This is a genomic window from Actinomycetes bacterium, from assembly GCA_024222295.1.
GTDB lineage: Bacteria > Actinomycetota > Acidimicrobiia > Acidimicrobiales > Microtrichaceae > JAAEPF01.
This window is the reverse complement of the sequence record JAAEPF010000051.1, coordinates 122069-137755: the sequence shown is the minus strand read 5'-3', so window position 1 is coordinate 137755 and position 15687 is coordinate 122069. Positions and strand designations below refer to the sequence as shown.

General features: G+C 69.0%; 16 protein-coding genes. 3 read left to right on the top strand and 13 right to left on the bottom strand.

The window, feature by feature from the left end; genetic code table 11:
• Positions 1-46: 46 nt before the first annotated feature.
• From GY812_15060 to GY812_15030, 7 genes are all read right to left on the bottom strand, one after another.
• A complete protein-coding gene (locus GY812_15060) occupies positions 47-1231 on the bottom strand; it encodes an ArsA family ATPase (GenBank protein ID MCP4436800.1) in 1185 nt (394 codons plus the stop codon).
• Positions 1224-1787, bottom strand: a complete 564-nt coding sequence (locus GY812_15055; GenBank protein ID MCP4436799.1) for a hypothetical protein — start codon at positions 1785-1787, stop codon at positions 1224-1226. Before GY812_15055 ends, GY812_15060 begins: the two co-directional genes overlap by 8 nt.
• Entirely contained in the window at positions 1774-3024 is a 1251-nt protein-coding gene (queG, locus tag GY812_15050) for a tRNA epoxyqueuosine(34) reductase QueG (protein MCP4436798.1), read from the bottom strand. The genes GY812_15055 and queG overlap by 14 nt, the downstream gene beginning before the upstream one ends.
• 27 nt (positions 3025-3051) lie before the next feature.
• Positions 3052-3330: a hypothetical protein gene (locus GY812_15045; GenBank protein MCP4436797.1), complete on the bottom strand. Its 279-nt coding sequence runs from the start codon at positions 3328-3330 to the stop codon at positions 3052-3054.
• Positions 3331-3522: 192 nt separating this feature from the next.
• Entirely contained in the window at positions 3523-3885 is a 363-nt protein-coding gene (locus tag GY812_15040) for a DUF952 domain-containing protein (protein ID MCP4436796.1), read from the bottom strand.
• Complete coding sequence (locus tag GY812_15035) at positions 3882-5207, bottom strand: hypothetical protein (protein ID MCP4436795.1); 1326 nt, start codon at positions 5205-5207, stop codon at positions 3882-3884. The genes GY812_15040 and GY812_15035 overlap by 4 nt, the downstream gene beginning before the upstream one ends.
• Positions 5208-5315: 108 nt before the next feature.
• Complete coding sequence (locus GY812_15030; GenBank protein ID MCP4436794.1) at positions 5316-5603, bottom strand: hypothetical protein; 288 nt, start codon at positions 5601-5603, stop codon at positions 5316-5318.
• A gap of 172 nt (positions 5604-5775) precedes the next feature.
• On the opposite strand from GY812_15030, the gene GY812_15025 reads away from it, so the two are divergent.
• A complete protein-coding gene (locus tag GY812_15025) occupies positions 5776-7119 on the top strand; it encodes a hypothetical protein (GenBank protein MCP4436793.1) in 1344 nt (447 codons plus the stop codon).
• Between the two features lie 15 nt (positions 7120-7134).
• On the opposite strand, the gene trpD is transcribed toward GY812_15025, so the two are convergent.
• From trpD to GY812_15000, 5 genes are all read right to left on the bottom strand, one after another.
• Positions 7135-8214 carry an anthranilate phosphoribosyltransferase gene (trpD, locus tag GY812_15020; GenBank protein MCP4436792.1) on the bottom strand — a complete coding sequence of 360 codons (1080 nt, stop codon included), beginning with the start codon at positions 8212-8214 and terminating at the stop codon, positions 7135-7137.
• 81 nt (positions 8215-8295) lie between these two features.
• Positions 8296-8565: a WhiB family transcriptional regulator gene (locus GY812_15015; protein MCP4436791.1), complete on the bottom strand. Its 270-nt coding sequence runs from the start codon at positions 8563-8565 to the stop codon at positions 8296-8298.
• 132 nt (positions 8566-8697) lie between these two features.
• Positions 8698-9294 (bottom strand): DUF3501 family protein, encoded by a 597-nt coding sequence (locus tag GY812_15010; protein ID MCP4436790.1) that lies wholly within the window; start codon positions 9292-9294, stop codon positions 8698-8700.
• The gene (locus tag GY812_15005) at positions 9294-10631 is read right to left on the bottom strand and encodes a hypothetical protein (GenBank protein MCP4436789.1); all 1338 of its coding nucleotides are present in this window, start codon (positions 10629-10631) and stop codon (positions 9294-9296) included. Before GY812_15005 ends, GY812_15010 begins: the two co-directional genes overlap by 1 nt.
• 93 nt (positions 10632-10724) lie before the next feature.
• Entirely contained in the window at positions 10725-11144 is a 420-nt protein-coding gene (locus GY812_15000; GenBank protein ID MCP4436788.1) for a rubrerythrin, read from the bottom strand.
• Between the two features lie 190 nt (positions 11145-11334).
• On the opposite strand from GY812_15000, the gene GY812_14995 reads away from it, so the two are divergent.
• Together GY812_14995 and GY812_14990 are read left to right on the top strand one after the other, a co-directional pair.
• Positions 11335-13038, top strand: coding sequence for a glycerol-3-phosphate dehydrogenase/oxidase (locus tag GY812_14995; GenBank protein MCP4436787.1), 1704 nt, complete (start codon positions 11335-11337; stop codon positions 13036-13038).
• Between the two features lie 19 nt (positions 13039-13057).
• Entirely contained in the window at positions 13058-14611 is a 1554-nt protein-coding gene (locus tag GY812_14990) for an FAD-binding oxidoreductase (GenBank protein MCP4436786.1), read from the top strand.
• A gap of 115 nt (positions 14612-14726) precedes the next feature.
• On the opposite strand, the gene GY812_14985 is transcribed toward GY812_14990, so the two are convergent.
• A complete protein-coding gene (locus GY812_14985; GenBank protein ID MCP4436785.1) occupies positions 14727-15569 on the bottom strand; it encodes an MOSC domain-containing protein in 843 nt (280 codons plus the stop codon).
• Positions 15570-15687 lie beyond the last annotated feature (118 nt).

Below are 15687 nucleotides of genomic sequence, written 5' to 3'. Positions count from 1 at the left end.
GCCCGCCCACGTCGCGCCTGCCTGCTCGATCGATGGACAACTGCGCTCAGCGAGGTGCGAACTCGATGACCAGCTCGGGGTGCACCACGCGGGCGCGCACAACCTTGCGGCCGCGTAGCGATGACGGAAGCATCAGGTTGCGACGGTAGGGGCCGACTGCGACAGCCAGCTCCCCGCCGGACTCGACCAGGTCCACATCGGCAGCCGACACATGGGGCAGCTGCAGGTGCAGTCTCGACAGGTCGTCGTCGTGCTCCATGCGCATCGGCACACCGGCCGACAGTGCCTCCACCGGATCCACGCCCTCCCACATGGCCTTGCCGTGCAGCGTCAGGCGGTCCACTCCGATGATCTCCTCGGCGCCCAGGCCGGCGCGCAGCACCCGCAACGGGTCGAAACCCTCGCGGATCGCGTCGAGCTGGAGAGCCTGCGCCTCCCGCCACTGCTGCACGAAGCTGCCCTCGGCATCGTCGGGAAGGATCCGGTTCACCACGACGGCGTCGCTGCGGTAGCCGAACAGCGAGAGGTAGGTCAGCGTGCGCCGCGCCTCGGCCACGACCATGCGCTCGGGTGTGACCACGATGCGCGCCAGCGTGCGCTCGGGGTCGGTCAGGAGGTCACGAACCGCGGCCAGTTGTCGATGGAACCGCTCGAGTGAGTCGAATACCTCGGGGCTGGCCACCGGCACGTCGCTCACACGGGCCAGCACCGGGCCCACGACGCGCGTGAGGCGTCGCGAGGCCGGAAACAGATGCCTGATGTACCAGTCGAGGACGTTCGGCAGCGACAGCAGCCTGATCGTCTCGGCGGTCGGCGCGCAGTCCACCACGACCACGTCGTGTTCACCTGCGGCGACCAACCTCTCGATCTCCATCAGCGCCACCAGCTCCTCGAAGCCCGGTAGCAACGCGAGTTCCTCGGCCTCGACCGCGGAGAGGCCCGCCCAGTCGAACACGTCGACCAACCATGTCCGGATGTCACCCCACGACTCCTCGACCGTGGCGAGTGCGTCCAACTGCTGGGCATCGCAGCGCGGTGCCACGGAACTGGGCTCGGATCCGATCTCCAGGTCGAAGGCGTCCTCGAGGGAGTGAGCGGGGTCAGCGGACGTCACCACCACCCGATGGCCGCGGCCGGCCAGCTCCAGCGCCGTTGCAGCGGCGGTCGTCGTCTTGCCCACCCCGCCCTTGCCGGTGAACAGCAGCACTCGCGGCCCCTGGTTCTCATCCATCAGCGTCTCCACGGGGTTCGAAAAGGCCGTGGCGCACACCCCAAAGGCCGCTGAGGGAGAGCTGCAGCATCGGCGACAGGGTTCCGAACGCCAGCTCGGGGCTCGACAACCCGGCCAAGGCCGCCGCCACCGCCACCGCCACGACCACGCCCAGGGAGGCGTTGAGCGGCACCGCCGCGGCCCTGGGGGCGCTTCCCGCGAGGAAGAACAGGCCGCCGATTCCCATCGCGTCGGTGGTGCTGCGCGCCGCGGCCAGCACGATGTCGACCACGAACAACACCGAGCCCAGCAGGAACAGCGCCATGGTGACTCCGAAGAACACACCGAGGAACCGGTCGGGATCTACCACCGCCAGGGCGGACACGGCGCTCTGCAGCGCCGTTGCCAGCCAACTGGCCCGAATGATCCACCGTCCTGGCAGCACACCGGGGAATGCCTCGTCGAGGCGGCGCTGCTTCTCGGCACGCCGTGCCTCGCGCTGCGCCTCCACCTGGGCGCGGGCTTCAGCCGCGGAGACTGCTGCAGGATTTCCGTCGCTGCGCTCAGGACCGGGCATCTGGGCCAGTCTCGCCGGTCGGCGCGCCTGCGGCCAGCGCAGGATGACTGCGCGGGTGGGGTCGGGCCCGCTCGGCGACCACAGCCGGCCGCGCTGCGACTTCGAGCGGCCTCAGCAGGTCGTCGCGACCGAGTGCGCGCGCCGCCCAGGCGGCGTGCTCGACGAGCAGTTCGTCGTCGACGCGCAGGTAGTGCGAGAGCAGTGACAACGCCGCCGGGTCGCGGCCGCACTCGCTGTTGCCGAGTGCCACGAGGGCATTGCGCCGAACGAAGCGCGGATCGCGCCCCGGGATGTACCAGGCGCCGAGCGATGCGAGCAGTTCGCTGTCCGTCGACTCGAGCAGGAAACGCAGCGTTACCCAGTCGCCGGGGCCTCCTCGGGCGTCTGACTGATCAGGGGCCTGCCCCACGCGCCGCGGCGGGTCCACCCGCTGCGACCCCGCATTGGGCGGGCAGACCTCCTGGCAGTCATCGCAGCCGTAGATCCGCACGCCCAGGGAGCGGCGGAACTGGCGCGGGAACGAACCCCGGGCCTGCAGCAACCACGAGAGGCAGCGCGACGCGTCCATCACGCCGGGCGCCACCAGGGCACCGGTCGGGCAGGCGGGAAGGCAGCGGGTGCAATTGCCACAACCACCCCGTCGAGAAGTGCCCTCCATGCCATCCAGTTCGACGTCGGTCAGAACGGTTCCGATCACCACCCAGCTTCCCTCCCCCGGCACCAGCAGGTTGGTGTTCTTCCCGAGCCAACCGAGGCCCGCCCGCAAGGCGATGGCGCGGTCCACGAGTGCGTTGTCGTCGGCAACCACGACGGCGCGGTGACCACTCTGTTCGAGTAGCTCTCCGGCAACTCCAAGCACCCCGCGCAGCTCGTCGTAGGTGTCGGTTGCCGCGTATCGCGCCACGGACGCGCTCGGCTCCTCGGGCCGGGGGGCGACGTCGCTGCGGTAGGGCCACGCCACCACCACCGCTGATCGGGCCGATGGCAACGCAGTCGTGGGATCCGACGAGCGTTGGGGGTTGCGATAGGTGAACTCCATCGACCCATGCAGGCCTGCGGCCTTGCGTTGCTCGATGACTCGTCTCGCCTCCACAAGGGGCTCGACCCCGCACACACCCACTGCTACGCATCCCGCGGAGCGCAGCGCGGCCACCACGTCATCGCGTAATCGCCGAAGCTCCTGGCGGTGCACGACGGCCTCTGGCTCGGGTGCTACCTGTCGGGGCTCGTCAACCACCAGTCCATTGTGCCCACATGGCGGGGCTCAGCCGCTCACTCCCCGGTGGCGCAACGGCGGCGCCAGGCCGCTGTGCTGGAGCCGCCGCACCAGACGCAACTCGTCGAGGCTGACAACAACCGAGCCGTCGTCTTCGCGACACAGGTGAGTGACCAGGCAGTCGTCGCAGTGGCGGCTGTGGCGACGGGCACAGTCGTCGCAACCGAACCGCAGCGGTTCGCGGTGACTCCCGCTCGCCCCGCGCCCATCTCCGAAGGTTTCAGCATCGGTGTGCGGTCCCGGTTCGAATTCCTGGTGACTTGCCATGGATCCGACCATACGACCCCCCTGTGACAGTGAGGTCGGCGTCGGGCACCACACCGGTGCCCGGCCAGGTCAACGCAGCCAGCACCCCCGATCGGCTGGGAACTGTCACCCTCTAGGGTTGGTCCCGGAGGCACGAACTCGGCGAGTGGCACGGCGGTCCATGCGCTGTTCGCGATCGGGCCTGGGCGATGCTCACAGCTCTGGCTCGGCGAACCTGCCGTCCGCACCGGGTGGGTACGCAACGGTGTACAGCACCGCCGCGACCGGCAGAGGTGCATACAGGTGGGGGAACACCATCCCCGGTTCCGGTGGGTCGCCCTCCTCCCACACGAGCCCGGACCGCAGAATCGACGCGTCGAGCACCAGCAGCTGTAGGCCCCGGGCACCCCGGTAGTGCCGGTTGGCCGCAACCGCCGCCTGCTCGGGCGTCGACAGGTGCACGAACCCGACCGTCCCCAGGCTGGGGGGAGTCCATGTGTCCGCCCCGGTGGCGATGAATTCCTCCCACTCGACGGCATCGACGATGTGCACCAGCCGCTGCCCGGTGCTGCTCACCTGGACCTGAGCCTGTCCAGAAGCGTGTGTGATGACACTGCGGTGGCGCCGCGTTCGCGCGCCCCATCGCGTACCCGCGCATCCGATGACACCACCACGACGGCGTCATCCAGAGGTGCATCGTCCACGAACTCGAGGATTCGGTCGTCGGCTTCCACACCGGCCTCGGTGAAGTGGACGCGCACTGGCAAGGGCGCGTCCACCGATGGCCGCTGCCCTTCGAACGCCCCGTCGAACACCACGTGCAGATCAGCCGCTGACTGACCCGACAGGGGCGCGAGCGCCGACACGAGGGCATCGCGTTGCTGTGCGGGCGACAACGTCGGCCAACCCTGCATCGACACGTTGTAACCATCGATGATCACGAACGTCTCGGGGCGCCGGAGGAACTCCCGGAGGCCGTCCACGGAGTCCGACGACAGGCCACGACCGGGGCGCACCGGTTTGCGACGCTCACCTTCGGTGCTGCGGTCCCGACGGCGCCGCGGTGCCTTCGGCGAGTCGGTGTCGGCCGGCACCGGGTGCGTTGCGGGGGGATCATCGATGCTCGCCCGCCCGGCCACCGTCGTGTTCAGCTCCGAGATCGCCTGCGCCAGATCACCGGCGGCATCGGCTGCCTTCGCGAGCGCGGGCGCGATTTCGGCCGCCAGTTCTTCGGCTGCGTGACCCGGGTCGACCGTGGCCGCGTTGGGCATCGGAGCTCCTTGAGCGGATTCGACGCTCGATGCACCGTCGAGGGCCCTCGTGCCTGCCTCGGCACCATCACCGCCGGCCACGTCCACGCCGGAGTCAAGCCCTGGCTCCGGCGCAGCTGCGCGAGCTTCGCGAAGCTCCTCCAGACGACGTGCGGCAATTGCTTCGGCTTCCTTCAGCTGCCGCACCGCCTCCTCGCGCTCCGCGGCGAGTCGGTCAGCCCTCTCGGCGGCTTGATCCGCCTCGACTTCCCGCTCCGCCAACTCCTTTCTCAGCGAAGCCACCTCCGCGTGGTGGGACTCGAGCTCGCTGGCCAGGCCGTCGCGCTCGGCACGCGCACGACCGAGAGCGTCCTGCAGCTGATCCGCCCGCCGCACCGCAGCGGCCTCGCGCTTCTGTGACCCCGAGCGGTCCTCATCCTCCGCGATCTGGCCCACCAGCAGTTCGAGCTCTTCCTCCCAGCCCTCCGGCCGTTCGAGAAACAGAACCGAACCCCGATCGAGCGCACCACGCCCTGCAGTCCCCAACGATTCGAGGACCCTGTCGCGGAATGGCTCGTCCAGCTCGACCCCGCGCTTCACATCGGCGAGCGCCCTGTCCGGCAGGTGGCTGAAACGCAGCAGAGGCACGAGGGCGCGCGGGGGCGCGGGAGCGTCGGGCCTGCCGACGTCCTTTCGGGCAACGGTGAAGGCGGCCTCGAGGGCCTCGCGGACGGCCTCGATATCGGGATCGACGGCTCAGCCCTCCTCAGGCGGCGCCGCGTCGTCCGCCCCGGTGCCGTCGGGCGAAGCGTCCGCATCGAGCTCGACCACCGAGTCGCCGTTGCCACACCAGCGACAGGAGACGGATTCGATCCGCCGTTGCAGCACCTGCTCGTCCTCGACGGACAGATCACCCGATATGTCGTAGTGGTGAAATGCCCGTGTACGCGTGGTGGCGGCCACGTCGAAGCGGGTCAGGTTGCCGCACGCAGTGCAGCGATATCTCTGCGGTGCACTCTCTGTGCCCCATAGTTCGTCTGGCATCGCAACATTGTGCACCCCCCACAGCTGCGTTGGTGACCCCCCTTTTGCCCTGTCGGCGCCCGCAGCCGCGCCGTCGAGCGGACCCAGCTCGACCGCAGCAACCCCGGCGCTGCCGGGAACGCCGCGGGTGCGGGCCCTTGACCTTCGAACGTGCGTTCGACAGGCTCTGGTGGTGCCCCGCCAGTCCCGACCACCCGTTCACCCTCCACCGGCACTTCACCAGTGCACCTTCGTGGTGGTCGACGTCGAAACCACCGGCACCTCCCCCGGCACCGACCTGATTGCGGAGTTGGGCGCCGTCAAGGTGAGGGGTGGCAAGCAGGTAGGCACGTTCTCCCCGCTGGTCAACCCCGGGCGTGCGATCCCGGCCACGGTGACCACCCTCACGGGAGTCACCTCTGCCATGATCACCAAGGCGCCGCGAATCGAACCGGTGCTGGCATCGTTCCTGGAGTTCCTCGGCACACCGCTTCGCGATGTCGTGTTCGTGGGCCACAACGTGGGCTTCGACGCTGCCTTCGTCGGCGCCGCGCTCGAGCGCGCCGGGTACGCCGTTGCCCCGCTGGCGACGCTCGACACCCTGATGCTGTCGCGCAGGCTGTTCGCCGACGACTGCCCCGACCATCGCCTGGGCACCCTGGCGGCAGGTCTGGAACTCGACCACGCGCCCAACCACAGGGCCCTCGACGACGCCCTTGCAACAGCTGACCTGCTCCACTTGCTGCTGGAGCGCGCAGCGGGCATGGCCGTGGCCGACCTCGAAGACCTCCGGACCCTCCCGGCGCTGGCGCGGCACCCCCAGGCCGAGAAGCTCAGGCTCACATCCAGGTTGCCCAGGAGCCCCGGGGTATACCTGTTGCGTGACCGCCACGCCCGGGTGCTGTTCGTGGGCGCGGGAGCCGATGTGCGGGCGACCGCCCGGGCCCACTTCCAACACAACGGGCGGACCGCGGTGCCACAGATGCTGGGGCCCACCCGGAGCATGGACCACAAGAAGTGCAGCTCGATGATCGAGGCACTGGTGCTACAGCGTCGCCTGGTGGACCACCTCTGCCCTCCGCACAACGACCGTTCAGCCGAGGAGGGCGCCCGGTACCTGACATGGTCAGCCGGATCCGCAAGGGTCCAGCGCACCAGGAAGCCTCTTGGCGGTCGCCGGTCGATCGGACCCGTCCGCGAGCCGCTCGCCCCTCACACCGACCCGGTGTTGCAGCGCGTCGCAGCAATGCGCCAGGTGAGCAGACGCAACGCCCTGCTGGGTTGCGACCGGCTGGTGTTGCGGGACCAGGCCCGCGCCCGCCACACGTTCGAGCGTGGCATCCTCACCCTCACCTCAGGGCCCGACGGGCTCGGTGAGCATCCGGTGGAGATGACACCGCCCACACCACAAGGCCCGGCGGCCCTGCTTCCGTTGAGCCTCGCGATGGAACTGGACACCGTGCTCGACTGGATCGACCACCACGCGTCCGACCTGGCGGTGGAGCATGCCAGCGGCGACATCGCGCTGGACCTGTGATGTGCGTGCCGCTGCTCAGATCGCGTCGTCGGCCTCGGCGTGGGTGATGGCGCGACTGGCTGCAACGAGCTTGCCGAGCACCGCTGCAGCCTGACCCTTGTCGATGGCCTCGGACACCCTGGCGACCCCTGCTTCGAGATCGTCCGCAATGCCCGTGACCACCAGGCCGGCAGCCGCGTTCAGCGCGACCATGTCGCGCACCGGTCCCTGCTCGCCTTCGAGCATGGCGTTGGCGGCGTGCGCGTTGCGCGACGGGTCACCCACCGAGATGTCGCCGAGCGTCGCCCGCTGAAGCCCGACCTGTTCGGGAGTCACCTGGAAACGACCGGTGACCTCCGACCCCGTCACCTCGACCACGATCGTGGCGTCGGTCGTCGTGAGCTCGTCGAGGCCGTCGTTGCCATGCACCACCCACGACCGGGTTGTTCCCCGGCGCTGCAGGGCACCGGCGACGAGTTCGACGCGACCCGCGTCGGACACGCCGATCACCTGATGGCCGACCCGGCCGGGGTGCGACAGTGGACCCAGCAGGTTGAATACCGTCGGCACACCGAGTTCGGCGCGTACCGGTGCAGCGTGGCGCATCGCGGGGTGGAACATGCGTGCGAACGCAAACCCCACACCGGAGTCGCGCACGCAGGCGGCGACCCCGGCACCGTCGAGCTCGACCTCCACTCCCAGGGCTTCGAGAAGGTCCGTGCTTCCCGACGTGGAGGAGGCCTTGCGGTTGCCGTGCTTGCAGACGGTCGCTCCCGCGGCTGCGGCGACGACGCTCGCCATGGTCGAGACGTTGAACGCTCCACCGCTGAGCGCCTTCGATCCGCCGGTGCCGACCAGGTCGAGTGTTGCGCCGGGATCCGGCAGCTCCAGGGGCGCAGCGGCATCCTGCATCGCTGCGACGAAGCCCGCGACCTCGCCCGGTGTCTCGCCACGAGTGCGCAGGGCCATGAGGAAGCCCGCCATCTGCACCGCAGTTGCCTCGCCGGAGAGGATGCGCTCCATGGCGCCCCGCGCCTCGGATTCGGTCAGCTCATCGCCACCGGCAACGCGACCGAGCACTCCCGGCCAGGCCCCGGCTGCTGCAAAGTCCCCCATCTGGCAATCCCTCGATCAGGTGCGGGCCGGATCGGACTTCGGCCCATGGACTGGAAGGGCCCTAGGGCCCGGTGTTGTGACTCAGGAAGCCGCGGCCCGAGCGAGGCTGCGCTGGCGACGCCTGCGCCGGATGATGCGTTGACGCTCCCGCTCGGTCGCTCCGCCCCACACGCCGTTGTGCTCACGGCGCTCGATGGCGTGCTCCAGGCAGGTCTCCTGCACCGGGCACTGCCCACAGACTTCCTTGGCGGCTTCCGCCTCTTCTTCGTCGGCTGGGTAGAAGATGCCGGGATCGAGTCCCTTGCACGCGGCGGTGGCAGCCCAGGGCGGGGCGGTCGTCGGGGGTGTCATACGGGCGCCATACTGCCCAAGTCCCATCGCGTTGACAAAGTGGTTCCCCCGACCGGCTCAGCTTCACCACAGCCCGCGCGAAAGGCGTCGGTTTTCGGGCCGGATTACCCCTCTACGCGTTGGTCGCGAGGATCAGACCCCGGTGAGGTCGCGACCAAGCTCCTCGACGATTGCGGTGGGAAGTGTGACCGAGTGGTCGTACTCGGGATGGTCGATGTGAACCACGACCGCGGTGTCACCCCACTGCTGCACCTGCTGCGGGGTCAGCTCGAAGCGGATGAAGTGCACCGCCGCGGTGACGTCTTCGCGCGTCAACTGCCCTTCATGGGCTTCGTCGACCACGCAGCGGATGCTGTCGCCGGCGGACTCGATCACCACATGGGTCTCGATCCCCACCAACCGGGGCAGCCACTCGCGCAACTCCCATTCATCGGTCAGCTCGATGAGCATCGTCGCCGACAGGGTTCCGGGGTCGGGAATCAGCGGGTTGTAGGTGTCCAGCTGCACCTGCAGGCCCTCGTCGGTGAGGATTCGCTCCGCGCGGGCCATCTCGTGGATCTGCGACAGGATCGTGTCGCGGTTGTCGAACAACAGTGAGATGAACGGCCCGACCTGGGGGCGGCGGTTCTTCTTCAGCGCGATGATGCGCGCTATCGCCTCATCGCGCGTGCGCTCGTACTCGCGCAGGTCAGAGATGTCGCCGAGGTTGAGGCGGTTGACTTCACCCATCAGCCATCGTCTCCCTCGATGCCGTATGCACGCGCCATGAGCGTGATGGGATGCACCGGGTCGGTGCCGGTCTCGAGGCGGATGCCGCCGTTGGCCAGCGAACAGTCGCCGGCCACGACCTCACTCTGCGCTGCCTCGATGCCCGAGGCCATCTTGCGGGCGACCTTCCGGCTGGCCTCGATGTTCTCCTCGCGCAAGCCCCAGGTGCCGTCGATGCCGGAGCACTCGGCCACCAACGTGATCCTGGTGCCGGTCAGCTTCAGCAGGTCGCGGCTCTTGAGCCCTATGTTCTGCGCCCGGAGATGGCAGGGCGCGTGGTAGGTGGTCGTCTCGGGCACGCTGCCGTCGAAGTCGGTGGCCAGCCCGTCGCCGCCGGCTGCCTTGTCGTCCTTGTGCACCTTCATGAGGTACTCGGCGGCGTCGTAGGTGTGCTCCGCCACGAGGTCGGCATCGGGACCGCCGACGTAGTCGACGTAGTCGTTCTTGAGCACATAGCCACATGTCGGCTGGGGGACCACCACTGCCGGATCCTCGCCGTGGCCGCGCTTGTTGCGGATCCACCGAGCCAGCACCTCGATGTTGTTGCGCGCTGCCCTGGCGAAGCCTTCGGTGTCGCCCTGGTGCAGCACCGGGGCCCCACAACACTGCTGGCCCTCGGGGAGCTCACACCCGATGCCGTTGTGCTCATAGACCGCCACGAGGTCCTTGCCCGTGGACGTGTCCTGGTACTCCACGAGGCATGTCGGGAACAGAGCCACCTTGCCGCGGGGCTCGGGCCGCACGACCCTCGGCTTGTGGCGCCGGAACCACGTGCTGAATCGCTCGCGCTTGTACGGCGGCAGGATCCGTTCCGCCGATATGCCCGTCGTCGCCTGCATGGCCCGCCGCGGACCGGAGTCAGGCACGTCGATGGCCTTGTTGACCACCGGAGCCAGCGCAGAGCCGACCTTGCCCGTCAGGTCGGTGTGCCCGAGGGCTGCGTCGGTGAGGCGGGTGCGCAGGGACCGCTTGCGGGTGCGGAAGAGCACCTGGTCGGCCCGCATCATGAGACGCGGGAAATCGAGCTCCCACTCGTGCTGGCCCGGTGTGTACGGGCAGTTGACGTAGCAGAGCTTGCACTGGAAGCACTCGTCGACCACCTGGTCCTGCTGCGCCGCGGTGAGTCGCGCCGCGTCCTGGTCGTCGTGCGCGTCGATGAACGCGAACAGCGTCGGGAACGACGAGCAGAACTTGAAGCACAGACGGCAGCCGTGGCACAGGTCGTACACACGGGTGAGCTCTCCGCGCAGGTCGGCCTCGTCGAAGTACCGCGGGTGGAACGGGTCGTATGTGGTCATCAATTCAGCTCCGCGTGCATGGCACCGCCGCGGCCCGGCGCGGAAAGGGTGCTGCTTGGTGCAGCAACCCTTCCCGCAGCGGTGCAGGACCGGTCAGGAGATGGACTCGAGGCCCTCGCCGAAGCGGCCGGCATGCGACTTCTCTGCGCGTGCCAGCGTCTCGAGCCATTCGGCGACCTCTTCGAAGCCCTCCTCGCGGGCGGTCTTGGAGAACCCGGGGTACATCTCGGTGTACTCGTATGTCTCACCTGCGATGGCCGATCGAAGGTTGTCGTCGGTGGGGCCGACCGGCTCGCCTGTGGCGGGGTCGCCAGTCTCGGCGAGGAAGTCGAAGTGCCCGAACGCATGGCCGGTTTCACCCTCGGCCACGCTGCGGAACAGCGCTGCGACGTCGGGGTAGCCCTCGACGTCCGCCTTCTGCGCGAAGTAGAGGTAGCGGCGGTTCGCCTGGCTCTCGCCGGCGAAGGCCTCCTTGAGGTTCGCCTCTGTCTGTGAGCCCTTCAGTTCTGGCATTGAGTTCCATCCTTAGCTGGATCGGTGTTGTCGCGGCCGGCGTTCGCCGACCGCCTGCCTGCGCAGCGACTTGCGCGAAACGTCATCGTAGGCGGTCGCGCGCCCGTTGGGCGCCGCGCCCCGCCATGGCATGGACGCGGGCCGTGGCCGTGGTTACCGAGCGGTAACTTCAGTGCCTATACTGACATCGGTGAGCACAGCCAAGTTCGATCGCGAAGCCTCGCTCAAGGCGCTCAGGTCAGAGAAGTTCGACCTCGTCGTCGTGGGCGGTGGGATCACAGGCGCCGGCGTGGTCCTAGACGCCGCCTCCCGCGGGATGAAGGCAGCCCTCGTGGAAGCAGGTGACTTCGCTGAGGGCACCTCTTCGAAGTCCTCCAAGCTGGCCCACGGCGGGCTTCGCTACCTCCAGCAGGGAGAGGTCGGCCTCGTCTACCAGGCATTGCGCGAACGGCGCCGCATGCTTCGCAACGCCCCGCACCTCGTCGAGACCATCCCGTTCCTCATTCCAATGTTCGGCAAGGGCGGGGTGATCCCCGCGAAGATCTCGCGCCTGCTGGGGATCGCCATGTGGGGCTACGACCTCACGGGCGGCTGGCGCATCGGCAAGCTCCACGAGCGCCTCGACCGCGACGAGACACTCACCTACATGCCGACTCTGCCGACCGAGCGGCTCGTGTCCAGCTACCTCTACTACGACGCCACCGTCGACGACGCCCGCCTCGTGCTGACCGTGCTTCGCACGGCATCGCTCGGACATGGCGCCGTCATCGCCAACCGCACACCCGCGGTGGGTATCCGCAAGGACGACGAGGGCCGCATCAACGGCGTCACCGTTCGTCCGAGCGGGCCCGGAGCCGACGAGGAGTTCACCATCGACACCCGAGCGGTGGTCAACGCCGCCGGCGTGTGGGTCGACGACATCCGTGAGCAGGACGAGGGCGACAACCCCGACTCGATCCGCCCCGCCAAGGGCATCCACATCTCCGTGCCCTGGGACCGGGTACGCAACCAGGTGGCCGTGGTCGTGCCCGTGCCCGGCGACCGACGCTCGGTGTTCGTGGTGCCACACGGGGGCCTCACCTACATCGGCACGACCGACACCGACTACGAGGGCCCGGTCGATGACCCGCAGTGCACCCCCGACGACGTCCGATACCTGCTCGATGCCATCAACTTCTCCATCGAGGGCACGCTCACGACCGAAGACGTCGTAGGCACGTGGGCCGGCCTGCGGCCACTGGTCAAGTCGGCCTCGAGCGGCCGCACGGCGGACCTCTCCCGGATGCACCGCGTGCTGCGCTCGGACTCCGGACTCGTGACCATCACCGGCGGCAAGCTCACGACCTACCGCGAGATGGCATCGGACGCAGTCGACGAGGTGATCGAAGAGGTCCTCAGCGGCGACGTCGGATTCGCGGGCTACGGGAACTCGGTGACCGCGCGGCTGCCCCTCATCGGCAAGGCCGGCCACGACACCCTCAACTCGGCAACGAGCGCCTTCCCGTCGGTCGACAAGGGCGCTCTGGAGCACCTGGGCGGCCGCTACGGCGGCGAGGCCCGGGCGCTCATGGCGATGATCGAACAGGACCCCAGCCTCGGCGAGCCCTTGGTGAACGGTCTCCCCTACCTGTGCGCCGAGGCGGTCTACGCGGCGCGCCACGAAATGGCGCAGAGCATCGACGACGTGCTGTCGCGCCGGACCCGGGCACGCATCTATGGGCGCGACGACTCCGCAGCGGCCGCCCGCCGCACCGCCGAACTGATGGGCGCCGAGCTCGGTTGGGACGCCGACCGTGTGGAAGCCGAGGTTGCCGGCTATCTGGCGTCCATTGACCACGAGCGCGAAGCCGGCGGGCTTCCCGAGACCCACCTGGCAGACCTCGTCGGCACCTGAGGCCGGTAGCGTCTCGCGGATGGCCAACGACTCCGGACTTCCCGCCCACGAACTCGGCCCCGGCGCGCCCACTGCGCCCATTGCGATCGAAGGTGGCGCGGCCGGCGCCGCAGCGCTCAGCGCCACCCCGGCCGTGCACGTGCCCGACAATCTCGTGACGCGCCTGGAACGGACCGGCGCCGCGGTGAGTTCCGACGACGCCGCTGTGGTCGAGGCCAGTCGTGACTGGTGGCCGCTCGCAATGACATGGGCGGTCGATGGCAAGGTTCCGGCCAGGGGCGCAGTTCTCGTGCGCCCGGATGCCGACGATCAGGTCGCCGCGATCCTGGCCGCCTGCAACGAAGCCGGCGTGCCCGTTACCGCCGCCGCCGGTCGCTCCGGGGTGCTGGGCGGCTCGGTGCCCGTGTTCGGCGGCGTGGTGCTCGACCTGTGCGGACTGGCAGGCATCCGCTCGGTCGACGACGAGTCACTGGTCGTCGACGTGGCCGCCGGCACCTTCGGTGACCGCTTCGAGGACGATCTGCGCCGGCAGCACGGACTCACCGTCGGGCACTGGCCGCAATCGATGACCCTGTCGACGGTCGGAGGCTGGCTGGCCTGCCGGGGTGCAGGCCAGTTCTCCACCCGCTACGGCAAGATCGAAGACATGGTCGTGGGCCTGGACGTGGCACTTGCCGACGGCACGACCATCAGCACTGGTGGCGCACCGAGGTCCGCCACCGGCCCGGACCTCAACCAACTCTTCGTGGGCTCGGAGGGCACGCTCGGCGTGATCACCTCTGCACGGCTGCGGGCACATCCAGCGCCTTCTGCCAGTGTCCGTGGCGCCTGGTCGTTTCCCGGCTTCGCGGACGGGCTCGACTTCTGCCGCCGGATCCTGCGCCGGGGAGCCACCCCCGCCGTGCTACGCCTCTACGACGGCGTGGAGTCCGACCGCAACTACGCCGTCGGCACCGACCGCAACGTGGTGCTGGTACTCGACGAAGGCGATCCGGTTCTGATCGACGCGGTCCATCAGGTTGCCTGCGAGGAGGCACGGGCCCTTGATGGAACCGCCGCCGAGGTGCTGGACGACGGCCTCGTCGACCACTGGATGGGCAAGCGCAACGATGTGAGCCAGCTGGAACCGCTGATTGCGGGTGGGCTGGTGGTCGACACCATGGAGGTGTCCGGGCCGTGGTCCGTGCTCACCACAGCGTATGAATCGGCAACAGCGGCGATGCTCGAGGTTCCCGGCTGCCTCGCCGCTTCCGCGCACGCCAGTCACAGCTACACAGACGGCGCATGCCTCTACTTCACGTTCGCAGGCAAGCCGGCCGAGGACACACTCGAGTCGAAAGCCGAACTGCACCGCCAGATGTGGGCGGCCGGTCAATCGGCGACGCTCGCCGGGGGCTGTTCGGTGTCGCACCACCACGGCATCGGCCTGCATCGGGGCGAGTGGCTCCGCCAGTCCCTCGGCCCGGCGCACGACGTGCTGGTGTCGATCAAGGACGCCCTCGACCCCAACGGCATCCTCAACCCCGCGAAGCTGGGCCTCCCCTCCCCCTTCGGCACTGCGGACCTCCCCTGACCCCGCTCGCCCGGCCCCGCTCGCAGTTCTGTTCGCGCTGAAGCACCCACAACGTGATTCAGCACCAGCAAAGTGGCGGCAGGTCGGGTTCGGCTGGCCAGGGATGCTGTCGTGGTCAGTCGAGTAGCTCGACTTCGTCGCCTCTGGCGACCGAGCTGGGGACCGTCACGTTGGCGTAGATGCCGACACACTGGTCGAGTTCGGCGACGATGTGGCGCAGGACCGCACGGTCCTGCGGTATGTCGTCGGTCACCTCGCGGGTGACCATCACACACCTGGGACACGCGGCCGTGAGCTCCAGTTCAGCGTTGCCGATCCTCAGGCGGCGCCCCTCCCAACCCAGTTCCGGATGGCCCTGTTCGTCACCCGAATCGATGAGGATGCTCGGCCGGAACCGGCGCACGTCGATGACCGAGTCAGGCAGCGCCTCCGACAGCGAGCGCAGCGCGGAGGTGGTCATCAGCATCAGCGGGAAAGCATCCACGTAGCTCCCCGGCGGCGACTCGAACTCGATGATCTCCGGCGGGAACACCGAGAGGTCGGGCAGTGGCTCGTCCTCGGTGCGCCCGAAGATGCCGCGCAACTCCTCGAGCATGTCCTCGCTGTCAGGAGCGCCCCGGCGGTAGTGGTCGAGGTCATCGGCTGGCATGAGTGGCCAGAGCGACACCTCGTGACCGAGGGCGGCCGACAGCTTCTCGTTGACATCCGAGTCGGACGATCCAGTCGCCATGCCGTCGGGCAGGGCGATGGTGACCGGTCCGCCGGGCTCGGCGTAGTAGGAGGCACCCAGCTTCATGAGGCCACCGATCTTCTTGGCCCCGCGGATGCCGCCACGCTCTTCGTCGCGGACCGCCCAGCCCCGGTCGCCTGCGACGCCGGCCGCCACCAGGTCGACGCTGTCGACGACCTCGCCCAACATCGACTTCACGGGGTACCGCCAGAGCTGCTCCACCTGCATGGCCGGGGACCCTAACCGCTGCGACCGCTCGCCACGGCTGACCTGCACCCTCTGGGGGCCCTCCCCGGGGCTCTACCCCTGGGCTCTCCCCCGGGCTCCCCCCGGGGCTTTCGTTGGT